The 25,268-nt window shown below is 69.0% G+C and carries 20 protein-coding genes; 10 read left to right on the top strand and 10 right to left on the bottom strand.

From position 1 onward, the window contains the following. Nucleotides 1-2: 2 nt before the first annotated feature. Nucleotides 3-2,489, bottom strand: a complete 2,487-nt coding sequence (locus AQJ27_RS38890) for a transglycosylase domain-containing protein (protein ID WP_067379713.1) — start codon at nucleotides 2,487-2,489, stop codon at nucleotides 3-5. A gap of 203 nt (nucleotides 2,490-2,692) precedes the next feature. Between AQJ27_RS38890 and AQJ27_RS38885 the strand changes: the two genes are divergently transcribed. The 4 genes from AQJ27_RS38885 to AQJ27_RS38870 all read left to right on the top strand — a co-directional run bounded on the left by AQJ27_RS38885 (nucleotide 2,693) and on the right by AQJ27_RS38870 (nucleotide 6,315). Further along, nucleotides 2,693-3,499: an ABC transporter permease gene (locus AQJ27_RS38885; RefSeq protein WP_096240266.1), complete on the top strand. Its 807-nt coding sequence runs from the start codon at nucleotides 2,693-2,695 to the stop codon at nucleotides 3,497-3,499. Nucleotides 3,500-3,614: 115 nt separating this feature from the next. Next, nucleotides 3,615-4,391, top strand: coding sequence for an ABC-2 family transporter protein (locus tag AQJ27_RS38880; protein ID WP_079065582.1), 777 nt, complete (start codon nucleotides 3,615-3,617; stop codon nucleotides 4,389-4,391). A 6-nt stretch (nucleotides 4,392-4,397) separates the two neighbouring features. After that, nucleotides 4,398-5,399, top strand: a complete 1,002-nt coding sequence (locus AQJ27_RS38875; RefSeq protein WP_201264422.1) for an ABC transporter ATP-binding protein — start codon at nucleotides 4,398-4,400, stop codon at nucleotides 5,397-5,399. A 10-nt stretch (nucleotides 5,400-5,409) separates the two neighbouring features. Next, nucleotides 5,410-6,315, top strand: a complete 906-nt coding sequence (locus AQJ27_RS38870; protein ID WP_079065570.1) for a DUF1707 SHOCT-like domain-containing protein — start codon at nucleotides 5,410-5,412, stop codon at nucleotides 6,313-6,315. A gap of 12 nt (nucleotides 6,316-6,327) precedes the next feature. On the opposite strand, the gene AQJ27_RS38865 is transcribed toward AQJ27_RS38870, so the two are convergent. Continuing rightward, nucleotides 6,328-7,662 (bottom strand): SGNH/GDSL hydrolase family protein, encoded by a 1,335-nt coding sequence (locus tag AQJ27_RS38865; RefSeq protein WP_067379704.1) that lies wholly within the window; start codon nucleotides 7,660-7,662, stop codon nucleotides 6,328-6,330. A 296-nt stretch (nucleotides 7,663-7,958) separates the two neighbouring features. Between AQJ27_RS38865 and AQJ27_RS38860 the strand changes: the two genes are divergently transcribed. The 3 genes from AQJ27_RS38860 to AQJ27_RS38850 all read left to right on the top strand — a co-directional run bounded on the left by AQJ27_RS38860 (nucleotide 7,959) and on the right by AQJ27_RS38850 (nucleotide 11,580). Further along, nucleotides 7,959-9,386 carry a DUF445 domain-containing protein gene (locus AQJ27_RS38860; RefSeq protein ID WP_067379701.1) on the top strand — a complete coding sequence of 476 codons (1,428 nt, stop codon included), beginning with the start codon at nucleotides 7,959-7,961 and terminating at the stop codon, nucleotides 9,384-9,386. Between the two features lie 94 nt (nucleotides 9,387-9,480). Beyond that, nucleotides 9,481-10,974 (top strand): MFS transporter, encoded by a 1,494-nt coding sequence (locus tag AQJ27_RS38855; RefSeq protein ID WP_067379698.1) that lies wholly within the window; start codon nucleotides 9,481-9,483, stop codon nucleotides 10,972-10,974. 99 nt (nucleotides 10,975-11,073) lie between these two features. Then, on the top strand, nucleotides 11,074-11,580 hold the full coding sequence (locus tag AQJ27_RS38850; protein WP_235613755.1) for a hypothetical protein: 507 nt from the start codon (nucleotides 11,074-11,076) through the stop codon (nucleotides 11,578-11,580). Between the two features lie 124 nt (nucleotides 11,581-11,704). On the opposite strand, the gene AQJ27_RS38845 is transcribed toward AQJ27_RS38850, so the two are convergent. Together AQJ27_RS38845 and AQJ27_RS38840 are read right to left on the bottom strand one after the other, a co-directional pair. Next, a complete protein-coding gene (locus AQJ27_RS38845) occupies nucleotides 11,705-12,235 on the bottom strand; it encodes a levansucrase (protein WP_067379695.1) in 531 nt (176 codons plus the stop codon). 16 nt (nucleotides 12,236-12,251) lie between these two features. Then, entirely contained in the window at nucleotides 12,252-12,785 is a 534-nt protein-coding gene (locus AQJ27_RS38840) for a DUF2269 family protein (protein WP_067379692.1), read from the bottom strand. 225 nt (nucleotides 12,786-13,010) lie between these two features. Here AQJ27_RS38840 and AQJ27_RS38835 point away from each other — a divergent pair, with 225 nt between their 5' ends. Next, nucleotides 13,011-14,036, top strand: coding sequence for a GlxA family transcriptional regulator (locus AQJ27_RS38835; protein ID WP_235613756.1), 1,026 nt, complete (start codon nucleotides 13,011-13,013; stop codon nucleotides 14,034-14,036). Nucleotides 14,037-14,069: 33 nt separating this feature from the next. Here the strand turns inward: AQJ27_RS38835 and AQJ27_RS38830 are convergent, their stop codons facing one another. Continuing rightward, a complete protein-coding gene (locus AQJ27_RS38830) occupies nucleotides 14,070-14,372 on the bottom strand; it encodes a hypothetical protein (RefSeq protein ID WP_054229723.1) in 303 nt (100 codons plus the stop codon). A 98-nt stretch (nucleotides 14,373-14,470) separates the two neighbouring features. After that, nucleotides 14,471-18,589: a discoidin domain-containing protein gene (locus tag AQJ27_RS38825; protein ID WP_067380034.1), complete on the bottom strand. Its 4,119-nt coding sequence runs from the start codon at nucleotides 18,587-18,589 to the stop codon at nucleotides 14,471-14,473. A gap of 466 nt (nucleotides 18,590-19,055) precedes the next feature. Between AQJ27_RS38825 and AQJ27_RS38820 the strand changes: the two genes are divergently transcribed. Next, nucleotides 19,056-20,231 (top strand): hypothetical protein, encoded by a 1,176-nt coding sequence (locus AQJ27_RS38820; RefSeq protein WP_159064505.1) that lies wholly within the window; start codon nucleotides 19,056-19,058, stop codon nucleotides 20,229-20,231. Nucleotides 20,232-20,242: 11 nt separating this feature from the next. Here the strand turns inward: AQJ27_RS38820 and AQJ27_RS38815 are convergent, their stop codons facing one another. The 3 genes from AQJ27_RS38815 to AQJ27_RS38810 form a co-directional block, all read right to left on the bottom strand. Continuing rightward, a complete protein-coding gene (locus AQJ27_RS38815) occupies nucleotides 20,243-21,589 on the bottom strand; it encodes an HNH endonuclease signature motif containing protein (RefSeq protein ID WP_235613757.1) in 1,347 nt (448 codons plus the stop codon). 795 nt (nucleotides 21,590-22,384) lie between these two features. Then, nucleotides 22,385-22,585, bottom strand: a complete 201-nt coding sequence (locus tag AQJ27_RS53090; protein WP_079065569.1) for a DUF397 domain-containing protein — start codon at nucleotides 22,583-22,585, stop codon at nucleotides 22,385-22,387. After that, nucleotides 22,585-23,430 carry a helix-turn-helix domain-containing protein gene (locus AQJ27_RS38810; RefSeq protein WP_067379688.1) on the bottom strand — a complete coding sequence of 282 codons (846 nt, stop codon included), beginning with the start codon at nucleotides 23,428-23,430 and terminating at the stop codon, nucleotides 22,585-22,587. The genes AQJ27_RS53090 and AQJ27_RS38810 overlap by 1 nt, the downstream gene beginning before the upstream one ends. Nucleotides 23,431-23,642: 212 nt before the next feature. Here AQJ27_RS38810 and AQJ27_RS38805 point away from each other — a divergent pair, with 212 nt between their 5' ends. Continuing rightward, complete coding sequence (locus tag AQJ27_RS38805; protein WP_067379685.1) at nucleotides 23,643-24,287, top strand: ATP-binding protein; 645 nt, start codon at nucleotides 23,643-23,645, stop codon at nucleotides 24,285-24,287. A 17-nt stretch (nucleotides 24,288-24,304) separates the two neighbouring features. On the opposite strand, the gene AQJ27_RS38800 is transcribed toward AQJ27_RS38805, so the two are convergent. Continuing rightward, a partial coding sequence (locus AQJ27_RS38800) for a DUF3427 domain-containing protein (RefSeq protein ID WP_159064504.1) occupies nucleotides 24,305-25,268 on the bottom strand: 964 nt, incomplete at its 5' end.

Below are 25,268 nucleotides of genomic sequence, written 5' to 3'. Positions count from 1 at the left end.
GGTCACGGTTTTCGTGACGTCAGTCCGCTCAGTGGCCCCGCTCCCGCGGTCGTCCCCGCCGTACCGCCGCCGTCCGTGGTCCCGCCCGACGGGGCCGCGGTGTCGCCGCCGGTGGTGGTGCCGGCGTCCGTGGTGCCGCCGCCGGTGGTCGTCCCGTCGGTCGTGCCGCCCCCGGTGGTGGTGCCGCCGTCGGTCTGGCCCTGCGTCTGACCTTCGGTCTGGCCCTCCGTCCGGCCCTGGGTCTGGCCGTCCGTCTGCCCCTGGGTCTGGCCCTGCGTCTCATCCGAGGGCGGGCTCTGGGAGGCCGTTCCACCGGTGGTCTGGCCCCCGTCGTCCTCGTCGCCGGTGTCGGGGGACTGGTCGGTGGGGTCGGTGCTCGGGAGCTGCTGCTCCTCCGCGCCCGGCTGGAGCCGGAGGTCGAATTCCTTCAGGCCGCTGCCCTTGAGCGCGGCCTTCGTGTACTGCGCCCAGATCTGCGCCGGGTAGCCGCCGCCGTTGATGCGGGGCTGGCCCAGGGCGCCGTAGAGCGACTCGTGGGTGCCGGTGTCGGGGTCCTGGCCCATGACGGCGACGACGGTGGCGAGGTCGGGGGTGTAGCCCGCGAACCAGGCCGCCTGGTCCTCCTCCGCGGTGCCGGTCTTGCCCGCGGCGGGCCGGTCGGCGGCCAGCGCGGCGGTACCGGTGCCGCCCTCGACGACGCTCTGCAGGATGGACGTGGTGGTGTCCGCGGCCTCCCGGGGCACCGCCTGCTCGGTTTCCTGCCTGGGCAGGCTCACGGCCGACGTGCCGTCCTTGGTGACCTTCTCGACGAGCGTGTACGTGCCGTGCCGACCATGGTTGGCGAGTGTCGCGTACGCCTCCGCCATGTCGAGGACGCTGGCCGTGGACGGGCCGAGCGCGATGGACGGGGTGCCGGTCAGGTCGGGAGTGTCGGAGGGGATGCCGAGGGCTTCGGCGGTCTGCTTGACCCTGCCGGGGTCGACGTCGACGGCCATCTGCGCGTACACGGCGTTGACGGACTTGTCGGTGGCGGTGCGTACCGTGATGGGCCCGTACGAGGTCTTGTCCTCGTTCTCGGGCGCGTACGAGCCGCCGTTCCAGCCCTGCACGGGGCGCGTGTTGGTGCCGTCGTAGACCGTGTTCGGGGTGATCGTGCGGCCGTCCTGCGTCAGCGAGCCGTTCTGCACGGCCGAGGTGAAGACGAACGGCTTGAAGGTGGAGCCGACCTGGTAGTCACGGCGTGTCGCGTTGTTGACGTACTGCTTGGTGTAGTCGATGCCGCCGTACATCGCGACGACCTTGCCGGTGGCCGGGTCGATGGAGACGCCGCCGGCGCGGACGTACCGGTCGACCTTGCGGTTCTTCTTGTCGAGGTTCGACATCACCTGGTCGTCGACGGCCTTCACGAAGGCGTTCTGCCGGGACTTCTGGAGTGTGGTCGTGATGCGGTAGCCGCCGGTGGTCAGGGTGTCCTCGTCGATGACCTTGTTCGAGACGAGGTAGTCCTTGACCGCCTGCACCAGGTAGCCGCGCTGGCCCGACATGGCGGCCGCGACCACTTCCTGCTTGGGCTGCGGGAACGTGACCTTGGCCCGTTCCGCCGGGGTCAGCCAGTTCTTCTTGACCATGCCGTCGAGGACGTAGTTCCAGCGGGCGAGGGCCGCGGACTTGTTCTCGGGGTGCGCGACCACGTCGTACTCGCTCGGCGCGTTCAGGAGCGCGGCGAGGTAGGCACCCTGACCGAGCGTCAGGTTCTTGGCGTCGACGCCGTAGTACGCCTGGGCGGCGGCCTGGATGCCGTACGCGTTGCGGCCGTAGTAGCTGGTGTTGAGGTAGCCCTCGAGGATGTCGTCCTTGCTCTTCTGGCGGTCGAGCTTGATGGAGATGAAGAACTCCTTCACCTTCCGCGTGGCGGTCTGCTCCTGGCCCAGGTAGTAGTTCTTCACGTACTGCTGGGTGATCGTCGAACCGGACTGCCTGCCCTTGCCGGTGGCGGTGTTCCAGCCGGCGCGGATCATCGCCTTGGGGTCGACGGCCGACTCGGTGTAGAAGTCGCGGTCCTCGGCGGCGAGCGTCGCGTGCTGGGCGTCCTTCGAGATCTGAGCGAGCGTCACGTTCTCGCGGTTGACCTCGCCGTCGCGGGCGAGCTGGCTGCCGTCCGCGTACAGGTAGACGTTGCTCTGCTTGGTCGCGGCGGCGTTCGCGGGCGGGATCTTGACCAGGTAGTAGCCGAGTGCGAACAGGCCGATCACAAGCAGTATCGCGCCGAGGAACGTGCCGAACACCATCCGCCAGGTCGGGATGAGCCGCCCCCAGCCCGTCCGCTTCCGCCTGGGCTTCTTCCCCGGCTTCCCCGGCGTGTCCGTCCCACCCGGATCGCCCGGTGCGCCGTCGCTGTCCGGGCCGTCCGGTGCCGCTTGAGGCGCCGGTTCCGGTTTCTCCGGGGCCCAGCCCTGGCTGCTCTGCTGCGGCTGCGGCTTGTCACTCATCTGTTCGCCGGACTCCTGTTTCGCATCGTACGTTCCCGTACGCCCTCATACGCCTGGTGCGCCCCCTGATGAAGACTGTCGCACCAAGCGTTCCGTTCCCGGATCCCGGCACGTGTCGCGCCTGAAAATGCCTGGCAGGCGAAGCCGGGCGGGGCTAGGCTCCTGCGCTTCGGCCACAGCGGCCCTTTTGACGCAAGGAGGACATCCTCGTGGGGACAGGGCGGTTGTACACGGCCGTCGCGGTGGGCGGGTTCCGGCGCTACGCCACTTATCGGACGGCGACGGCGGCGGGGGTGTTCACCAACACCGTCTTCGGGCTGATCCTGGCGTACGTCTTCATGGCCCTGTGGGACGAGAAACCGCACCTCGGCGGCTATGACCAGGCCCAGGCGCTCACCTATGTGTGGCTCTCCCAGGCGCTGCTCATGGCGATGGCGACGATGGGCGGCGGCTTCGAGGACGAGTTGATCGAGCGCATCCGTACGGGTGACATCGCGATCGACCTGTACCGGCCCGCCGACCTCCAGTTGTGGTGGCTGTCCCAGGACGCGGGGCGGGCCATGTTCCATCTGCTGGGGCGCGGAGCGGTGCCCCTGGCGTTCGGCGCGCTCTTCTTCGAACTGGCGCTCCCCGCAGACCCGCTGACCTGGATCGCGTTCCTGATCGCGGTCGTGCTCGGAACAGTCGTCAGCTTCTCGCTCCGCTACCTGGTGGCCCTGTCCGCGTTCTGGCTGCTCGACGGGGCGGGCGTGGCGCAGATGTACATGATCGCGGGTGTCTTCTGCTCGGGGATGCTGCTGCCGCTGAACGTCTTCCCGGGCGCGCTGGGCGAGGTCGTACGCGCCCTGCCCTGGTCGTCCCTGGTCCAGGGTCCCGCGGACGTCCTGCTCGGCACCGCGGACCCCCTCGGCACGTACGCCTTCCAGGCGTCCTGGGCACTGGGGCTCCTGACCCTGGGCCGACTGATCCAGTCGGTGGCGACACGGAGGGTGGTGGTGCAGGGTGGCTGACTCGACAGAGGTACCGGAAACCTCGCGGGGTTCCGGGGAGCGGGTGGCTTCGGCGGTGCTGGGTGCGCCGCAGGGGACGTATGCCCGGGTGCGGGACGGATTCCGCGCCTACCGGATGATCGCCGGGATGTGGATCCGCTCCACGATGGCCTACCGCGCCTCCTTCGTGATGACCACCTTCGGGAACTTCGCGGCGACCGGCCTCGACTTCGTGGCCGTCCTGCTGATGTTCTCGCGGGTCGACCGGCTCGGCGGCTACAGCCTGCCCGAGGTCGCCTTCCTGTACGGAATCTCGGCCACCTCCTTCGGGATCACGGACCTGGTGGTCGGCTCGATGGACCGGCTCGGGCGCCGGGTGCGCGACGGCACCCTCGACACGCTCCTCGTACGCCCCGTCCCCGTACTCGCCCAGGTCGCCGCCGACCGCTTCGCGCTGCGTCGCCTCGGCCGGGTCACCCAGGGGCTGCTGGTCCTCGCGTACGCGATCTCCGTGCTCGACATCGACTGGACGCCGCTCAGACTGCTCATGGTCCCGCTGATGCTGCTCTGCGGCGCCGCCATCTTCGCGGCCGTGTTCGTGGCGGGCGGAGCCTTCCAGTTCATCGCGCAGGACGCCTCCGAGGTGCAGAACTCCTTCACGTACGGCGGCACCACGCTCCTGCAGTACCCGCCGACCGTCTTCGCCAAGGACCTGGTGCGCGGGGTCACCTTCGTGCTCCCGCTGGCCTTCGTGAACTGGCTGCCCGGGCTGTACGTGCTGGGCCGGCCCTATCCGCTCGACCTGCCGACCTGGATCGCCTTCACCCCGCCCCTGATCGCGGCGGGCTGCTGCGCGCTGGCGGGCCTCGTCTGGCGGGCGGGACTTCGTTCGTATCGCAGCACGGGGAGTTGAACCGACATGGAAACAGGCCTGATGGCGGACCCGGTCAGGGATCCGGTGGACGACTTCATCGAACTCGACGGCGTCGAGAAGGTCTTCGACGTCCGCAAGAAGACCGGCTTCCTGCGCAGCGAACGGCGTCAGGTGCGGGCCGTGGACTCCCTCTCCTTCACCGTGGCGCGCGGTGAGATGGTGGGCTACATCGGCCCGAACGGCGCGGGCAAGTCGACCACCATCAAGATGCTCACCGGCATCCTCACCCCGAGCGCCGGCCGGGTGCGGGTGGCGGGCATCGACCCGTCCCGCGAGCGGACCCGGCTCGCGCAGCGCATCGGGGTCGTCTTCGGGCAGCGTACGACCCTGTGGTGGGACCTTCCGCTGATCGACTCCTACCGGCTGATGCACCGTATGTACCGGATCCCGGACGCCCGTTACCGCGAGAACCTCGACCGCTGTGTCGAACTCCTGGACCTGGAAGCCCTGTTGGACGTGCCTGTGCGCCAGCTCTCGCTGGGGCAGCGGATGCGCGGTGACATCGGGGCGGCGCTGCTGCACGACCCCGAGGTCCTCTACCTCGACGAACCCACCATCGGCCTCGATGTGATCAGCAAGGCCAAGGTCCGTTCCTTCCTGCGGGACCTGAACGCCGAGCGCGGTACGACGGTGCTGCTGACCACGCACGACCTCACCGACATCGAGCAGCTGTGCCGGCGGGTGATGGTCATCGACCACGGGCGGCTGATGTACGACGGTCCGCTGACCGGGCTGCACGAGGTGGGGGAGAGCGAGCGGACCCTCGTGGTCGACCTGGAGCGGGAACTCCCGCCGATCGAGGTGGACTCGGCGCGGGTGGTGAAGGTGGAGGGGCCCCGGCAGTGGCTCGCCTTCCCCGCGGCGGCGTCGGCGGCGGAGCTGGTGGCGCGAATCGCGGCCGAGTTCCCCTTGGTGGACCTCTCGGTGCGGGAGCCGGACATCGAGGCGGTCATCAGCCGCATGTACGCGGAGAAGGCTCTCTCGTAGGCTGAGTCCCATGACCGAGGATGCGCCTTCCAGGGGAAGCGACGACCAGCGACCGACGCCGCCGGACCCCGGATCCCCGAGCCCCGAGCTGCGGGCCTCCGACGCCGATCGTGAGCGGGTCGCCGAACAGCTGCGGGACGCCCTCGCGGAGGGCCGCCTCGACATGGAGGAGTTCGAGGAGCGGCTGGAGGCGGCGTTCAAGGCGCGGACGTACAGGGAACTGGCGCCGCTCACCCGCGATCTGCCGGGCGTGCACGCCGTGGCCCCGGTCTCCATGGTCAAGCAGCCCGAGGAGAGCGGGAGTTGGGCGGGGCGGATCGTCGGCGGCGAGGGCTCGTCCTCGTGGGGTGTCGCGATCCTGTCGGGCTTCGAGCGCAAGGGCCGCTGGACGGTACCCAAGCGCTTCAACTCCTTGGCCTTCATGGGCGGCGGTGAGATCGACCTGCGCGAGGCGAACTTCGCGGACCGCGAGGTCGTCGTCAACGTCGTCGCCGTCATGGGCGGCGTGAACGTCATCGTGCCGCCCGGCGTCGAGGTCGTCGTCCGCGGCATCGGCATCATGGGCGGCTTCGACCACCGCGAGGAGGGGCGGGCCGGGGACCCGGGCGCCCCGCGCGTGATCGTCACGGGCTTCGCGTTCTGGGGCGGCGTCGGCGTGGAGCGCAAGCTGACCCGTGCCGAGCGGCTGCGCCTGAAGGAGGAGCGCCGCCAGGAGAAGCTGGAGCGCAAGAGCGCCCGCAAGGAACTGGAGGGTTCACGGCGGGACGGCCTCGGCGACATGTTCGACGCCCTGGACGACGCCCACGACCTCATCCGCGAACGCCACGAGGAACGCAGGGAGCGCCAGGAGGAGCGCCGGGAACGGCACAGGGAGCGCCGGGACGAGCGGCATCGGCGGAGGCACGGCGGCTACTAGATTCCGCCGAGGTCACAGCTCCGCAGGCGCCGCCCCCTTCAGGTCCCCGAGCTCGAACACCTCCGCCATCCGCTTGTACCCCTTGTCACTGGGGTGCAGATGGTCCCCGGAGTCGTAATCGGCCCGCAGCCGCCGCGGATCGTACGGATCCCGCAACGCCTCGTCGAAGTCGACGACGGCGTCGTACACCTTCCCCGCGCGGATCTCCGCGTTGACGGCCCGGCGTACGGCGTCACGCGACCGCGAGTACCCGCGGTGCCCGCCGAAGGGCATCAACGTCGCCCCGACGACCCGCAGTCCGCGCGCATGCGCCCGCCGCACCATCTCCCGCAGCCCGTCGGTGACGGTCACCGGATCGACCTCGCCCTGGTTGCGCAGGATGTCGTTGACGCCGAGGTCGATGACGACGGCCTTGACGTTCGTACGGCCGAGCACGTCGCGTTCGAGACGGTTCAGGCCGCTCGGGTTGTCGGCGGGCCGGCCGAGCCCTTCGGCCAGGACCTGGTTGCCGCTGATGCCCTGGTTGACGACGCTGAAGCGAGGCACGTCCCCGGTGCCGGCCGCGGCGCGCAGCCGGGCGGCGAGGACGTCCGTCCAGCGGTGGTTGGCGCCCTCCGTGGAGGTGATGCCGTCGGTGATCGAGTCGCCCAGGGCGACGACGGTGCCGACGGATTCGTCGCTCAGTACGTCGAGCGCGGTGAGGTAGCGCCAGTGCGGGGTCTGCTCGGTGTACGCGGTGGCGGTCAGGTCCTCGGTGCGGTCGCCCTGGGCGGCGTACGAGATCTGCCGGGCGTGCGGGTGGTAGGTGACCGGGCCGGACGGGGTCGGGGAGTACGTGGTCACGAGGACGTCGGAGTCGCGCGGGATGCGCACGCGCACGGCGTCGCTCATGATCTGCGCTCCGGCCGGGACGATCACGGTGGTGCTGCCGGAGAAGGTGAGGCGGCGCATGGTGCCGGCCACCGCCGCCGCGTCGTTCTCGGCCGCGGCGACGGCGATCGAGGCGTGCGTGATGTCCAGCGGCTGCTGTCCGTAGAGGTTGGACAGGGTGATGCGGGCTTCGGTGCCGCCGACGTCCGTGTGCACGACGTTGCGCAGGGAGCGGCCCGCCATGCCGTTCGTCTCGGTGCCGGGCTCGGCTCCGGCAGGGGAGGCCGACCAGGTGCCGACCCAGGTGCCGGCGGAGGCGGGGGCGGCCGAGTCGCGCGGGGCGCGGTTGTCGGCGGTGGTGTTGCGGGTGCCGCCGGTGCCGTCGTCGGCGGCGACACCCACGTATATGGCTCCGGATATGGCCACGATCACGGCGATGACGGCGGCCAGCAGGGCATAACCATGACGCTTGGTCATGCGGTGCGTGTCTCCTCGGGCGAGGGGAGCCCGAGGCTCCGAAGTGATGATCACATGATGGGGTACTGGGTAGGGAGGAAATCCACGGGACCCCCCTCCCGTGGCCTCGAACGACCCGGAGACGCCCCGGAGGTGTCCCTGAGACGCCCCCGAGATTTCCCGGAGACGGCCCCAGGATTCCCCTGAGTTCCCCCCGTCCGAACAGACGCAGGGAACTCCTGTTCCGTTCCGGGAGTCGGTCAGGAAGGGACAATGTGTACGGAGCCCTCGGACGGCTCGGCGAACGGGTGGAGTGAATGGAACGAACAGAACCGGAAGACGCGGGCGCCGAAGGGCGGTCCGCCCGGCCCGGCGCCCCCGGCCACCACGTGACGACCGCCGTCGACCAGGCCGAACGCACGACGACCGGCCCCGGCCGGGAGCGGCGCGCGACGACCGCCCCCGGCCCGACGAACCGCGCGATGACCTCGTTCAGCCCCGCCGACGAGGAGAAGCGCCGCGGTGTCCGCCAGATGAAACTGACGGCCACCGGCCTGCTGCTCTTCGTCGCCCTCGTGTACGTCCTCGCGACATGGGCGTCCCACGAGGGCGCCGGAGCCTGGGCCGGTTATGTCGCGGCCGCCGCCGAGGCCGGCATGGTCGGCGCGCTCGCCGACTGGTTCGCGGTCACGGCCCTCTTCCGCCACCCGCTCGGCCTGCCCATTCCGCACACCGCGATCATCCCCACCAAGAAGGACCAGCTGGGCGTCTCGCTCGGCGAGTTCGTCGGCGAGAACTTCCTCTCCTCCGACGTCGTACGACAGCGCCTGCGCGCCGTGGGCATCGGCAGCCGTCTCGGTGCCTGGCTCGCCGAACCGGAGCACGCCGACCGGGTCACCGCCGAGCTCGCCGCCGCGCTCAGAGGCGCCCTGACCGTGCTGCGCGACTCCGACGTGCAGGCGGTGGTCGGAGAGGCGATCACCCGCCGCGCCGACGCCCAGGAGATCGCGCCCGGCATAGGGAAGATGCTGGAGAAGATCGTCGCGGACGGCGGCCACAATCGGGTCGTGGACCTGGTCTGCATCCGCGCCCACGACTGGCTGGTGTTCCACGACGAGCAGGTCATGGACGCGATCCAGGGCGGCGCGCCCGGCTGGACCCCGCGCTTCGTCGACAAGAAGGTCGGCGAGCGGGTCTACAAGGAGCTGCTCCGCTTCGTCACCGAGATGCGCGACGCCCCCTCCCATCCGGCCCGCGGCGCCCTGGACCGCTTCCTCACCGACTTCGCCTCCGACCTCCAGTCCGACACCGACACCCGCGCGCGCGTGGAGCGCCTGAAGGGTGAGGTCCTCGGCCGCGGCGAGGTCCAGGACCTGATCGCCTCCGCCTGGACGGCCGTACGATCCATGATCGTCTCCGCCGCCGAGGACGAGCGCAGCGAGCTGCGGCTGCGCGTGCGGGCCTCGCTGCTCTCGCTGGGTGCCCGGATGGCCACCGATCCCAAGCTCCAGGCCAAGGTCGACCGGTGGGTCGAGGGCGCGGCGGTGTACGTGGTGACGACGTACCGGACCGAGATCACCTCCCTCATCACCGACACGGTGGCCGGCTGGGACGCCGAGCACACGACCAGGAAGATCGAGGCCCACATCGGCCGTGACCTGCAGTTCATCCGGATCAACGGCACGGTGGTGGGCTCGTTGGCCGGGTTGCTGATCTATACGGTGTCGCGGATCGTGGGGGCGTAGATCCCTCTCGGGAGGGCGTGACCGCATTCGGGCGGGCGTAGGCCGTGCCCCGGAGGGAACCCGGTCAGGCGTCGCTCGACGAGGAGGGAGCCTCATGTCCACCGTTGAGGAGAAGGGCCGGGGGGAAGGCCGGGGTCAAGCCGGGGGCCGGGTCACCAGCGCCGTTCCCGCCCGTCTCGACCGTCTCCCGTGGTCACGCTGGCACTGGACCGTGGTGATCGGCCTCGGCACGGTGTGGATCCTCGACGGCCTGGAAGTCACGATCGTCGGCAACATCGCCGGACGCCTCTCCGAGCCCGGCAGCGGCCTGCCGATCACCTCCGCGCAGGTCACCGGCACCGCGGCCGCCCTCTATGTCGCCGGCGCGTGCGTGGGGGCGCTGTTCTTCGGCCGCCTCACCGACCGCTTCGGCCGCAGGAAACTGTTCATGGTCACCCTGGCGGTGTATCTGGGGGCCACGGCCCTGACAGCCGTCTCCTTCGAACCCTGGTGGTTCTTCACCTTCCGCTTCCTCACGGGCTTCGGCATCGGCGGCGAGTACGCGGCCATCAACTCCGCGATCGACGAACTGATCCCCTCCCAGTACCGCGGCCGGGTCGACCTGATCATCAACGGCAGCTTCTGGCTGGGCGCGATCGGCGGCTCCCTGCTGTCGATCGTCGCGCTGGACACCGCCCTCTTCCCGGCGAACATCGGCTGGCGGCTGACCTTCGCCCTCGGTGTGGTCCTCGGCCTGGTCATCCTCGTCGTACGCCGCAATGTCCCGGAGAGCCCACGGTGGCTGCTGATCCACGGCAGACAGGAGGAGGCCGAGCAACTGGTGGCCTCGGTGGAGGAACGGGTCCGCGCCGACCTCGGCGGCCGCGAACTGCCGCCCCCCGCCGGGGAGATCACCATCCACCAGCGCAAGACCATCGGCTTCCTCACCATCGCCCGCACGGTCCTCGCGACCTACCGCAAACGCGCCGCGCTCGGCCTCTCCCTCTTCATCGGCCAGGCGTTCCTCTACAACGCGATCACCTTCGGCTTCGGCGCGATCCTGACGAAGTTCTACGACATTCCGGTGGGCTCCACCGGCTACTACTTCGCCGTGATCGCGCTCGGCAACTTCCTCGGCCCGCTGCTGCTCGGCAAGCTCTTCGACACGGTCGGCCGCCGCCGGATGATCTCGTCGACGTATCTGCTCTCCGGGCTGCTGCTGTTCGGCACGGCCTGGCTGTTCGGCCGGGGCTCGCTGAGCGCGGTGACCCTGACGGCCTGCTGGTGCGTGGCCCTCTTCTTCGCCTCGGCGGGCGCGTCGAGCGCCTACCTCACGGTCTCCGAGATCTTCCCCATGGAGACCCGCGCGATGGCCATCGCCTTCTTCTACGCCATCGGCACGGCGGCCGGCGGCATCAGCGGACCGCTGGTCTTCGCGGACCTCACCCAGTCCGGCGTGGTCGGCGACACCGTGCTGGCCTTCCAGATCGGCGCGGGCCTGATGTGCGCGGCGGGCCTGGTCGCCGCGTTCCTGGCGGTGAACGCCGAACGGCGCTCGCTGGAGGACATCGCGCCCCCGCTGTCGACGGTGGCACCCGCCGATTCTTGAGTACGGGAACCGAGTTCGGGCCGAGTACGGGAACTGAGTTCGGGAACCTGAGTACGCGTACTCTGTCGGGCCGCCGTCCGGGCGGCAACCCTCGTACGCATGACCGAGAAGCTGTTAGGCCCTCTGCGAACGCGCCCCTGGCCGGAACGCTGGCTGACGCGCGTGCTCGGCGCCGCCCTCTCCGGCGCGGCGTACCTCCTCTGCCTCCCCTGGGACCTGCGCAACCGCCCCGGGGCGACCGGGTCGGTCACCGAGACGACCTCGGTGACCGTCCTCGGCGCCGTCCTGCTCGGTGTGGCCCTGCTGCTCCTGGCCGCCTACCTCGGCCGCCGGGACGCGCTGGCCTGGCCCCTGCTCCTGGTGGCGGGACCACCGGCAGCACTCATGTACCTCTCCTTCCACTCCCACCCGGAGCCCCCGGACGCGGCGGTCTGGCCGCTCACCTGGGCGTTCTTCACGCTGGTGGTCGCGGCGGGGGTGCTGATCGCGACGGCGGTGGCGAGGCGGTACCGGGCGGCGGACTGGGCGAGTTCCTCGGGCTCCGGGGACTCCGGCGACTCCTGGGACTCGTCGGACGAGGCGCTCAGCCTCGCCCGGTGGTGGTGAACGCCCGGCGGGGGCCCAGCGGGGGGAGGACTCACGGACCGTGGAAGCGGCGACTCACGGACCGTTGAAGTGACGATTCACGGACCGTGGAAGCGACGATTCACGGACCGAGGAAGGCGACGGCTCACGGACCGTAGAAGTACCGCGAGCCCTTCTCGATGAAGTACGTGGCGTAGACGCGCCCGAGGGCCGGCTTGCCGCGGTACATGCCCACGTACGCGCGGGAGCTGTCGACCACGACGGGCCGTGTCATACAGGCGAACCGGACACGCTGGCGCTCCTCCGCCCACCGCACGGCGGCCGGGTCGACACGGTCGCTGACCAGGACGGGGAAGGCGCCGACCCCGTTCTGCAGACCGACGGGCAGGCCGCCCTTGGTGTCCTTGGCGTACTTCGTCACCTGCTCGGTGAAGCCCTCGACGACGGGCACGGTGATCTCCGGAACCGCCGCGGCCACGGTGAACAGATACAGCTTCGTCGCCATCCAGCGCAGCCGGAAGTCCGACCGTCGCCCCACCAGCACGGGCACCCCGGCCCAGTCCTCCCAGCGGGTGGCGCACCCGTCGGCCGTCAGCCGGCCCTCCAGGGTGGCGAGGTAGGCCGCCGGGGCCGAGGGCGTCGACGGATCGTGTGGTCCGTGCACCTGTCCATGCATGAGCCGGATCCTAGGGCTAAGCGCCCGTGGTCGACCCCGGTCGGACAATCATCAGGATCGTGACGGTGGCCCAGAGGAGGTTGAAGAGCCCGGTGAACATGGCGAGCCGGGCGGTGTCCCGCGGGCCGACACGGCTCACTCCGGCGTTCGCCACGCCTTCCCCGCCTGCCCCCACGCCTCCCTCTCTGCGCTCCTCCACGGCCTCCACGCCCTCTATGCCTTCCATGAGCGCGGTCTGCCGGGGCAGGACCAGCGCGGCGAGGACGACGGCGGCCAGGGCCGTCAGCGCGATCGAGACGATCAGCCAGGTGTCGCCGAGCACGCCCATGTTCTTGGCCGTGGCGAACCCGAACACGGGCACGGCGACGCCGACCGTCGCGTACAGACGGCAGATGCGGTGCAGCACCCGCACGGTGGAGAGGGCCTGGGCGTCTCCGGGCTCGGCGAGCGCCTTGCGCGCACTGGGCGGGAACATGCTGGCGGCGACGGTGACGGGCCCGACGGCGACGATCGCGGCGAGGACGTGCACGGCGAGAAGGAACTTGTTCACGGGCCGACGCTAGGGGCGTGCGCGATCTTGCGGAAGCGGCACTTCTGCCAGGGTCCAACGGATTCTCGCCAGCCGCGGTGCCACAGGGAATCGGCGCCTCGAACGCAGCTCTACGCAGCTCTACGCAGCTCTACGCAGCTCTACGCAGCTCTACGAAGCTGTCGGCACCCTATGAGGCCACGAGCCCCCCTTGGCCGCAATCCGTCGTATGCCTACGCTCTTGCCATGCACACCGTGGCCGTACTGGCGCTCGACCAGGTCATCCCGTTCGACCTCTCCGCCCCGATCGACACCTTCGGCTGGGCCCGGCTGCCGGACGGCCGGGAGCCCTACCGGATCCGGGTCTGCTCGCCGACGGCGGAGGAGGAGGTGAGCGCGGGCCCGTTCACGATCCGCGCCCCCTACGGCCTGGAGGCGCTGGCCGAGGCCGACACGATCATCCTGCCCGGCGTCGCCGACCCGACCGCCCCGCTCCCGCCGGGTGTGACGGAGGCGCTGCGCGCGGCGGCCGCGAACGGCACCCGGATCGCCTCGATCTGCGTCGGCGCCTTCGTCTTCGCCGCCACCGGCCTGCTGGACGGGCTGCGCGCCACCACCCACTGGGTCGCGGCGCAGGACCTGGCGGCCAGGTACCCCGCCGTGACCGTCGACCCGAACGTCCTCTACGTCGACAACGGCCAGTTCCTCACCTCGGCGGGGGCGGCCGCCGCCCTCGACATGTGCCTGCACATGATCCGCAACGACCACGGTTCGGCGGTCGCCGCGCACGCGGCCCGGATGTCGGTCATACCGCTCGAACGGGAGGGCGGCCAGGCCCAGTTCATCATCCACGACCAGCCCCCGGTACCGGCCGGCACCACGATGGAGCCCCTCCTCGCCTGGCTGGAGGAGAACGCGGAGCGTGAGCTGACCCTGGAGGACATCGCCGCCCACGCCGGGATGAGCACCCGTACGCTCAACCGCCGCTTCCGCGACCAGACCGGCACCACACCGCTTCAGTGGCTGCACCGCGCCCGGGTCCGCCGCGCCCAGTACCTCCTGGAGACGACGACGTACCCGGTCGAACGCATCGCGACCCAGGCGGGGTTCGGCTCCCCGACGGCGTTCCGGGAGCGGTTCAAGCGGGTGGTGGGAACGAGCCCGTACGCATACCGCCGCGCGTTCCAGAGCACGGGACCAACCCCGGTCCCGGTCCCGGTCCCGACCTCGGTCCCGGTCCCGGAATCCGTGTCCGCTGCCGCGGCCTCGTAGGCCTCAGGCCCTCGGGCCCGTGGCGATGGTTGCTCAGGCCCGTCGGTCGGACACGGCCCACGAGGCGAGGGCCACGGCACCGGCGACGCCGAACACGGAGGGCCAGGCGCCCACCTTCTTGGCCAGCGGGTGGGACCCGGCGAAGGCGGCGACGTACGCGACGGTCAGCGCCCCGGCGGCCTTCCCGCCGGCCTGCCGCCGCCACTGCTGCGCGGCCGTGGCCCCGGCGGCCGCCAGTACCACCCCGCCGAGCTGCCGCTTCTTGGTCCACCGGGCCACGCCGTACCCGCCGATGAGCCCACCCGCGGCCACCGCCGCGGCCGGTACCTTCGCCATTGCTGCCTCCCGCTCCTGCCTGCGTCTTTCGAACAAACCGAGGCTAACGCGCACGAACGGACACCCGACGACCGCCCTACCCCCGCCCCACCTCCGCACTACCCCCGGGCGACCGTGCGGGGACTGTTGTAGGCGGACACGCTGAGCGCCGGACGGTTCGACGGCAGCGCGTGAGCCGGCCAGGACAGGGTGACCGTCCGCGACTCGCCGGGCAGCAGCCAGAGGTAGTTGTCGCTGTACAGCGTCGGCAGGACGCGCTCACCGCTGTGATCGTCCAGCAGCGACAGCCGTACCATCGAGGCGAGGGCCGACCCGCGGTTCTTGACGACAGCGGTCAGCTCACGTCGGGCACCGGTACCGGTACCGGAGTGCGTCGCGCGCGTGATCGAGGCCGAGAGCCTGACCCGCGGGAGATCGTTGAGTGCCTTCATCGCGGCCGGGGTCCGATGGCGCCAGTAGGTGTTGGCCGAGAGCGTACGACCCGCGTGGTCCTCGAGGGTCAGACGCAGCAGGTGCAGATCGGGCAGGTCGTCGGTCCAGTCCACGGCGAAGGCGGTTGTGGTGGAGGCCGAGGCGACATCGACCACGGCTTGCCTGGTCCCGCCGATCCGGCGACCGGCGAGGTCGTACAGCCGGGCGGTGACGGTCGCGCCCTCGACCTTCCCGCGCGTGTGGTTCACCACGAGGAGCTGCCATTTCAGCGGGTCGGCCTGGACGTGCAGGGGCTCGCAGGCGGTGCGGGCACCGTAGTAGGTGCCGTTGACGTCGAAGTCGTAGTCGTAGGTCTGCCAGACGGTGCTGTGCCAGGCGGGGTGGGACATCCACAGCATGAGGCCGCTGGCGTCGTCCCACAGGTGGGCGTTCCACGCCTCGAACATGCTGCGCGCGTTCTCGTAGTTGACGAACTGCGCCTTGCCGGCGAAGTCGTCGAGGTCCGTCGCGGTGCCCAGGCGCGCCTCGATCGCCGCCCGGTACTGCTGCGGAGCCTGATTCCCGTGTTCGCTCCAGTCGTGGTAGTACCACGCTCCGCCTATCGGCCACTCCTTCTCGTCGCCGACCAGGTTGCGCATGCTCTCGGCGGTGGAGACGACCGGCATGCCGATCTCGGTGTGGAATCCGAAGCTGTTGCTGCCGTAGGTCGACGGGTCGTAGTACTTCTCGGGCTCCACCCAGTTGTAGGGGCCGCCGCCGGTGATGATGCCTCCGGCGGAGTTGTTCTGGTAGAGGAGGCCGGGGGCCTGCTGCTCGACGGCGTCGCGCATGCCCTTGTCGATGGCGGCCGGCGGGTCGCCCTCGTTGGCGCCGCACCACACGACCACGCACGGATGGATGCGGTAGCGCAGGACGGTGTCGCGCGCGATCGCGTTGAACGCGTCATGGTCCGGCGGGTCCATGGCCCAGGCATTGGGGAAGTCGTTCCACACCAGGATGCCGTGCTCGTCGCAACTGGCGTAGAACTCCTCTCGGTTGATGCTGCCGACCCAGTTGCGGATCATCGTGAAGTTCATGTCGCGGTGCATGCGCACCGCCGCGTCCATCCGCTCGGCCGGCATCCGCCGCAGCAGTTCGTCCCAGCCCCAGTTGCCGCCCCGGGCCAGCACCCGTACGCCGTTCACGCTGATCTTCAGCGGCACCGGGCTGTTGTCCACGGACTTCACATCCGTCCAGCTGTCACCGTCGGACGACACCTGGATGACGTACGTCTTCGGGTAGGCCTGCTCCCACAGGATGGCCACCCGGTCGAAACTCTGGGCGGAGCCGAGGTCGACCTGGATCCACTGGTGGTCCTCGTACTGCGACGACCACCGGCTGTCGGGGCTGCCGTCGGTGGCGGCCGCGGCCGGATGGTCGGACTCCTCCGTGGAGGCCGTGGCCGCCTTGTGCAGGGCCAGGTCGGTGCCCGGACGGGAACTGTCGATCACTGACAGGGACCAGAGGGAGTTGCCCCAGCTGGTGTGGCGCACACCGCAGTTGATCCGCACGAAGCGGGCCGTACGGGCGGTGAAGTCCTCCACCTGCAGGCTCGCCCGGTCGGTGTTGAACGGCAGCGGTACGGCGGTGTTGTCGACGGACTTCACGTCCGTCCAGGTCGAGTCGTCCGTGGACACCTGGACCACGTACGTCCGGGCGTAGGCCTGCTCCCACACGAGGTCGACGCCGTCGAAGGACTGCTGGGAGCCGAGGTCCACGCGGATCCACTGATCGTCCTGGTAGGCCGAGGACCAGCGGGTGCCGGGGTCACCGTCGGTGACGTTGCCGGGGCCGTGGTCGTCGCCGTCCGTCGTGGAGGAGGTGGCGCTCGCGTGCAGGGCGAGGTCGGTACCCGACCTGCCGCTGTCGGTCACGGACAGGGTCCACAGGGAGTTGCCCCAGTCCGTGGCCCGGGTCAGGCACCTGACCCGTACATAGCGGGCCTGCTGCCTGCCGACCGCCAGCGACTGGGTGCAGGCGTCGCCGGACGAGGTGAAGGGCAGCGGCACGTCGTACTCGTAGCCGAACTGGCGGATACCGAAGCGGGTGGTGCGCCGGTCGCTCTCCGTCCCGTCGACCGAGGCGGCCAGGGTGAGGTCGTGGAGGGTGGGGCTGCCGAGCCCGTTGGGCCACCACAGTGCGGGGTTGCGCAGCCGCAGCCGGCTGAAGGCGTCCGGGGCGAAGGTGACGTCGACGCTCCGGCCGGCCGGGACGGTGACGGCCTTGGAGACACGTATGTCGCCGAAGGACGCGGAGACGGTCGTGGTGTGCTCGGCCGCGTCGGCGTTGCGGACCGGGACGGTGAGGGTGACTTCGGCGACGGAGGTGTCGGGCAGGTCCGGCAGAACCGTGTCCACCCGGGGGTCGCCGATGACCACGGGCCCCGTGGATCTCAGCCGGACATGGTTCCAGATCCCCGAGACGCGGTCCCGTACGGCGGGCATCCAGTCCCACCCCGAAGCGGCCAGATACGTGGGCGAGTTGAGATTCATCTGACCCGCGCCCGCGTCCACCCAGGACTCCCCGGCGGGACCCTTGTCCCCCGGGCTGCCGGGAACGGGCATCGGCGTGATCTTCACCGCCAGCGCGTTCTGCCCCTTCGTCCCCTTCTCGGCGAGCAACTCCGTCACGTCATGGGCCGAGCGGGCGAACGGGTAGGTGAGCCCTCCCACCTGGTGGCCGTTGAGCCAGATGTCGGCCTGATGGTTGATGCCGTCGAACTCCAGCCAGACCCTGCGGCCATGGCCGGTGCGCAGACCGGACGGCAGGTCGAAGTCACGCTTGTACCACCAGGAATGGCGGGAGAGCGCCTCAGGGATGTGCAGATTGTTCAGACCGGCGACCGGGTCCGGGAGCTTTCCCTGATCGACGAGTGACGCGAGGACCGTGCCGGGCACGGTGGCGGGCAGCCAGCCGCTGGTGTCCACGGTCGGTTTCGACAGGTCGGGACCCGCGCCTTCGGCCCAGTCGTCCAGGGTCAGCCGCCAGCCGGACTCCAACGGCACCGTGCCGTCCGCCGCGACGGCCAGCCGGGGAGCCTCGCCGTGATGGGTCCCCCAGTCGGTCCAGCCGGTGGCCGAGGGCCGCCGGCCACCGACGGTGCCGTACACCTCGAACCCGTTCAGCCCGAGCGGGTTGGGACTGGACCGCCGCTGCGCCGTCATCCGCACCCACCGCGCCGTCACGGACCGGGTCAGCGGAATGTCCACCACCCCGCCCGTACCGGCGGTCGTGCGGTACGCGCTCGTCCAGGAGCTGCCGTCCCTGGACGTCTCGACCACGAAGGCGAGCGCGTAGCTGGACAGGATCTCCTTACCGGTGGTGCCGTCGGCCGGGTTGCCGGTGGCCGGGGGAGTGAAAACCGGATCGCTCGCGTCGGCCTCGAAGGTGAGCCGGACCCGCGTCACCTGGCAGTCGGCCTGAAGATCGACCGAGATCCACTGCGGATCGTCACCCGCCGCCGCGCGCCATCCGCTTCCCCGGACCCCGGGCGACGCGAGACGGTCGACCACGAACTCGCCCGGAGTCGCCGCGTAGTCCGTCGAGGAGACCTTGACGGGGCGGTAGGCGGCGAGTTCACCGGACGGCGCCGCCGCGGTGAGCGCGTCGCCGCGCTCGGCGGCCGTACTCGTCGCCGGGAACAGAGCGTTCAGCCCAAACCCGCCGAGAAGAGTCGAACCCGTAGTGACCACCGACCGCCGGGAAGGACCGGAAGGATCCCGCGGCGCATGTGACTGACCTGCCATGAACGTGAGTCCCATCAGAAAACAGCGCGGCCGACGAACACGCGGAGGCGCCGGAGCCGTTGGCGTGACAACGTTGCCAGAGCGTCTGACAACGTTGCCAAAGGTGGCCGCGCGCCCAAGCTCCTGTCAAGACCTCGCACACGATCACCGTGTTCTGACGGCACGATCGCCGTGCTCAGCTCCCGGTCACCACACGTCGAGAAGCAAGTCGCCCCAGGGGCACGGGAGTCATGGAGCAAGTCGCAGAATTTCCGGCGTGCCGACCCAAGGCGCGGCCTCCACTGGAAGCTGCCCGCCGAACCAGGCCGGAGCGGGAGTAGCGCTGTGGGCGCTATGAGCAGAAGGCACGTCCTCGCCCTGGCTGCCAGTTGCTCTGTCGGGCTGGGGCCGTCGACAGCCATTGCGCGAACAGTTCCTGGCCAGGCATGATGCCCCGCGTTGTTCGTGCGGCAGGGGTGGAACAGCTGTGAACCAGGAAGCCCGTAATGGCGGAGCGGAATCGTCGGGAATGGTCGGCCGAGTCCGCTATCGGGCTTCGTGGCAGCAGTCCCTGCCACTGGGCCTGATCCTCGGCGCCGCCATGCTGATGCAGTTGTCGAACCCCTTGCTGTGGGCGCACCAGCGACCCGGGCTACCCGGCCTGCCGTTCGATTCGCGGGTTCTGGCCATGGTGCTGCTGTTCTTTGTCTCGCTCGAACTGTGGGTGCTGAGCCGCTACGTCGGGGTAACTCTGACCTCTGAGGCGGTCGTCGTCCACAACCTGCGCCGCCGGACCATCCCGTGGGCCAACGTGGCCGAGGTCGCGGTCGAGCCGTTCACCGGCGGACGGCGGGTGGTCCTCTACGAGACGGATGGACGCCGCACCCCGCTACGAATGCCAAGCTCCGGTTTCCTGTCCCGCGACCGCCGGTTCGACGACAAGGTCGCGACCATCCGAAGCTGGTGGCTCGCCAACGGCGGCGCGGCCCAAGTCGAAGACACAGCTGGTGAACTCGGCGCCTGGGGGTATACCTACGGCCGGCTGCCCGAGCGACTGGGCATGCGACCTGCGCCAAGCCGGTCGGTGCCCACGGTCCTGCTGCTCGGCTGGCTTGCGGCTGATGCGGTGATGGTGGGGTTCGCCGAGGGGCCCGGCGCTGATCTCCCGACGCTTCTTGGCCGCACGCTCGGCGCACTCGTCGCGATCTCGCTGCTGCTGGGCGCGGGCTTCCTGAGCTTCGGCAGAGGCGTCATCCTCACTGCCGACCACCTGGTCATACGAGGGCTGCGGCCCCGAACCGTTCCCTGGGACGAGATTCAAGGGATCGCCGTCGAGCGCCACCGCGGCGGGCGCAGGCTAGTCATTCTTGAAGCGAGCAGTCGCCGAACGCCATTGCCGGTACCGCGCGTCGGACGCGTGCTCTGGGACTCGGAGTTCGAAGCCAAGATCCAAACGCTACGTCACTGGTGGCGCACCCACGCGGAGATTGGCACGACCCCGGCCGAAGCGGCGCTCCAACCCTCGGACCAGCCACCGCTCCTTCCCTACCGCGGACCGCGTCTGTGGCAGAAGGGAGTGTTGGCCCTGGCCTGCATCGTCCTCGGCTACGAGATCCTCGTGTCAGTTCTAGTCGGAGCTCTGTTCCTCACCGCCGGTCAGTGAGAAAACCTCACTCACTCCCGATAAACGGGCGGCGCATTCCTGTACGTATGCCCGGTGGGACTCGTCCAACTGGCAATCCCGGTATGCGGATCCCGCGTCACCCTCCACCCGGGATGGTGAGTCTTCAGCCGATGATGCCGCCGACACAACGGCTGCAGATTCTCAGGAACCGTCAGCCCACCCGCCTCAGGACGCTCGTGATCGAACGGTACGACGTGATCGACATCGCAGCGATGCGCAGGCATCCGACAACTGGGAAAGGCGCAGTACTGGTCGCGCGCGACGACCTGCCGCTCGGCATCAGCCGTGGGCCGATAGGTTGTCGGATCGACCTTCACAAGCAGCCCACTGCCAGGATCGGTAAGAAGCCTCCGCCAGATCGTCCCCGGAGCGAAGGCGATCTCACGCGCCTGCCCCGCGGTGATCGGCCCGTACCCCTTCAGCTCGGCAGGCCCGTCCTCGGCCCCCACCAGAACATCAAGAGGCACCGTGACCTGCACGACGGCAGCAGCCCGCCCCCGCACCGGACTCGCGCAATCGCCCACCACGCCATTCCGGTTGACCACAAGGTCGTACAACGCGTCGGCACGCTTCTGCGCCAGAGTCCGCCCGTCATTGTCGAACGTGGCCGCGTGTGCATCGACGGCCTGTCCCATCTCGGCGGCCTGCTCAGCAGGCAGAACGGCGCCGAACAGGGCCATCCCATCCTCTCGCGGATAAAGGACAGTCTCCCGATCCGCTTTGCGCCGCCGATGCCGCTCATCAGCCCCGTCCGGATCGGCCTTATGAATCTGCCGACGCAACAAGGCCCGCGTCTGCCCGACGGCCAACTCCGGCATCTTCGCGATCACGACGGCCTCAACCTGCCCAGCCGTCTCCGGCTCGAGCACCGCACACGATTCCGTGACGGCCTCAGCCTGCAGATAGGAGATCTCCCCACGCTTCAGTAGCCCCAGAGTCGCCGGATACCGAGCGCACAGCTGCTGCGCCACGTCGAGCCGCCGCGAAGCGGTGCCGCCGGCCAGCCGCAAGGCACAAGCCACTTCATCGCTCGCGGCGTCCCACTCCCGCAGTAGCCGAGCATCGAACGCCTCACCGGCTGCGGCAGCATCGGCCCCAGAATCCGCGTAATCCCCAATAGCCGCCAACACCTCGACCTGCATCCCCTGCATCCAGGCAAGATGCCTCTCGAACACAGCCAGGGCATCAATCCGCCCCCGCGCCGAAAGCCGCTCACCGGTCAACTCGACCAGCAACCCCAGGGTCTCCACCGAAGGTGCGCACGACCGTAATTCAGCGATCCACTCATCTGTCACCGCAGACGACACATCGACTTCGGACTCCACCACAACAGCCACCGCGCTCACCCCCGTTCCCATGAGAGCGCCGCACCTCACCCACCCACCAACGATCCAACCCCTCCATTATCGCTCACGGAGAGTGATATCCCCAGCTCATTGCCACATTTCATCCGTCAGAATGATCCACCCCGGAACCGGGAACTCCGCCTGCCGCCGGCCAGCCGCCAGCCCACGCGGCGCGTCATCGCAACCGGTGCCAGGCCAAGACGACCGGCGTCCTGGTCCACCCGGACCACCCCAGACGTGCTCTCGACCCACCCACCATCCGGAAGCCGCCAAACCAACCCGGCGTGCGCGGAAGGCCATAGGCGTCCCCCAAGCCGCAAATTTCCGGCACCCGGCAACGCGAAGAAACCTCCCCCCACTTCTCCCGCCGCCCCCTTTCGGGCCGCCCGGCCAAGAGCACTCCGCGGTGGAGGGGTGAGAGTCAAGAGTGGAGCGCAGCGCAATCGGCGCAGCCGACGCCCGAAGGGCGCTCTTGACGCTCACCCCGGAACCGCCATCCTCGGGAAAACCGGGCGGCCTTGGGTGCCCCGTAAGCGGAGGGCGACTGCGGCAAGCATCTACGGAGCGGCGGAAGCGGCACTTGTTCAACGGGAACCTGGCTGGAGCGTCAAGCGGCCCTCGGTCACCGGATGTCATCCCTTGCCGAAGCGGTGGGTGATTGCGCGAATCCTCGGCTGGCACATATAGCACCAGCGCCCGGCTAAGCGCGAGGTCATCGATGCCGTTACACAGGGAGAACTACGACGCCGGCGAACTGGCGCAGTCGTGGCCCAGGGCCGCCCATCGTTAACGTCCCCAAACCCGGTGGCTCAACTGTCCTATAAAACTCCGCCAGGCGCCGCTTCCTATGGTGACCATCGGGCCGGTTGGATCCTTGGAGTCACGCACGAGGGTGCCCTCTCTCGTGGGCGAGCACTCGACGCATTCGGTGCCGCTACCGCCGCTGTAGGACGACTTGAACCAGTGGGGCTCCAGCGGTCCGGGCATCAAGACTCCTTGTCTATGCGATGGACGAGCGCAGCAGAGGACTCGAGATCGAGTGCCTGAGCGCTCAGGTACTCGAACGCCAACCTATAGCGCCCAAGTTCCTGGGGCTTCTCCATGAAGAGCCCGCCGCCAAGGATGTCTACGTACACCACGTCCAACTCGGGAGAGGGGCCGCGCAAGACGACGAAGCTGCCAACTGCTGCTGCGTGAGCTCCTGTTGAGAAGGGAAGTACTTGCGCAGTGACGTGGGGCAGTTCCGACATGGCCAGAAGATGCTGAAGTTGCTCGTGCATGACTTTGCGTCCGCCGACACCGCGTCGAAGCGCCGCCTCGTCGATCACGCACCAGATGTGTGGCGGTTCATCACGCAGAAGGAGTTCTTGTCGTTTCATGCGGATTTCGACCATGTGCTGTACCTCCCTCTCTGAACACTGCATCTCCGAGGCGCGGTGTACGGCCTCGGCGTAGTCGCGGGTCTGGAGGAGGCCGGGGATGTACATGCACGCGTAGTGGTCTTCGCGCACTACCTCATCCTCAAGCGTGAGCATGAGATTCATAGACTCGGGGATGGGGTCGGCGAGCGACCTCCACCAGCCTTGGATCTTGGCGCCCTTCGCGAGTTCGACGAGTGCGAGGCGTTCCTCGTCGGACGTGCCGTACTCACGGCACAGTGCGTCAACGGCAGGCCACTTGACTGATCCTTCCTTGGTCTCGTAGCGGCTGAGCGTAGCCTTTGAGATGCCTACCCGTGCTCCGGCTTCCTCCAAGGTCAGGCCCTTGCGTTCACGGAGGCGGCGCAAATCGGCGCCAAGTTGGCGTCTGCGAGTGGTGGGCCCAACTGGCATATCCCGCACCTTTCGTGTTGATCTCTCAGATCCTGCTGCCTGCCCGATCGTGACAGCAACACAGCGTGCGCCGGGGCGCGCGAAAGGTGGCTGCGCTCCTGCCCGCTCCCTCAATGACGTGATGAGAGTTCCATTTTGAGAGTTCCAGTGTCACTCTCAGTGTTGCATCGATTGCGAGGTGCAACTTGACGTGCGAGGAGAGGACTTGAGGCATGGACTGTGCGGGTTGTGTGCCGAGGAAGCCGTGGGACATCCCGTTCGTAGCGGAGCCGAGGGAGGTGTCAGCTCTGCGTCGCATCATGCGGCTTCATCTGGGGCTCTGGGGCCTGCACGAGATCGCTGAGGCAGCCCAACTGTGTGTTACCGAGCTGGTTTCCAATGTCATCACGCACGTGGGCGCCGGCACCCCGACCACACTCGCCGTCTCCATGAACGGCACCTACTTGCGCATCGAGGTCCAAGACCCTGACACCCGTGCCCTGCCAACTCTCATCCAGGCGGGAGTCGAGTCCGAAGGCGGACGGGGCATGGCTCTCGTCGATGCCACCGCCGACCGCTGGGGTGTCCAACTCCACCCCGACCGAAAGGTCACCTGGTGCGAGCTGTCCACCGGACTAACTTCGCCCAATGGCCACAGCAGGGATGTTCGTGTGGCAAGAGCAGGATCGATGCTGGGCCTCTACGGCGCAGCGAAGCTGCCCGGTATTCAGGGCCCAAGCCCGTTAAGCGTGACCGTAGCGCAGGAGGCGGCGATCGAAGTCATCGCTGACCTCCTGCACTGGCTTCGCGTACATGGCGTTGACGCCGATGAAGCCCTCGACCGGGCCCAGATGCACTTCGAGGCGGGGGTGGAGTAGGACATGAAGAGCGACGATCACCCAGCAGCAATGGCGGAGTACGTCCAGACGTCCGCTGGGATTTCGTGTGCCAACTTCCACGTAATCGCCATCGGCTTGCTCCCCTTGTGTTCGACGTACTCAGCTGGGCCGAGCAGCATCCACGGTTGGGCTCCGCCGATGTCGGTGCTCTTGTAGCGGCGGACGAACAGTAGGACGTGGCTGCCTTCGGCTTTGTGGTGTTGGTAGCGCAGGCCCGTGGCGGATGTGGCCGAGGTCTGGTTCTGGGACTCCCAGTGGAAGAGGGTCTCGCTCAGCGCGTAGTCGTGGTAGCGGGTCTGGGGAGAGAAGTCCTTGTCGTCCTTGTCCAGAGTGATCATCAGGGCATCGGTCTTCGCGGACTCACACCACTTCACGCCCTCGCGGAAATCGCCCGGCATGAAGCCGCCGATGTAGGACTGGCCGAGTGCGGGGAGGATCTCCTCTCTGCTGTAGGAGGCGTGGATGGTCAACGGGAGACCAGTTTGGCCGCCGATGCCAAGGAGCGGGATCGGGACGTGCTCGGTATGGGCGAGGTTGTACTCAAGCACCTGGCGAAGCTCGCTGCGTACGGCGTGCTGGGCTCGGAGTGCTGCGAAGCCAGTGTCGTAATCCTTGAATCCCTTGCGGGTGACGCCTCCGAGAGGCCAGAGCTGGAAGAAGAGCATCCGAGCGTAGGCCTGTCCCCGCTCGTCGAGTTCGCCGTACGAAGGGGCGTCATCCTCCAACATGCGGGTGTACGCATCGACGCGCAGAGGGTCGTCAACGTGGAGGAAGGCAGGCACGCGTTTAAGCAGAGCCGCTTCGCCCTCTGGAGGCTCGCCATTGAGGAGTCCAGCACGCCGGAGCAGTCCCGTCCAGGAGTTGCCGTTGCCGCGATACAGCTCCTTCAGCTCGCGGCCGCTCTCGTAGAGATAGGTGCTCAGCCGATGCTCGGCGTAGGTCGCGACTTCGCGCGCTAGG

The sequence above is a fragment of the Streptomyces olivochromogenes genome, assembly GCF_001514115.1.
Classification (GTDB): Bacteria; Actinomycetota; Actinomycetes; order Streptomycetales; family Streptomycetaceae; genus Streptomyces; species Streptomyces olivochromogenes.
The sequence above is the reverse complement of the archived record's forward strand: the minus strand, read 5'-3'. Positions and strand labels throughout refer to the sequence as shown.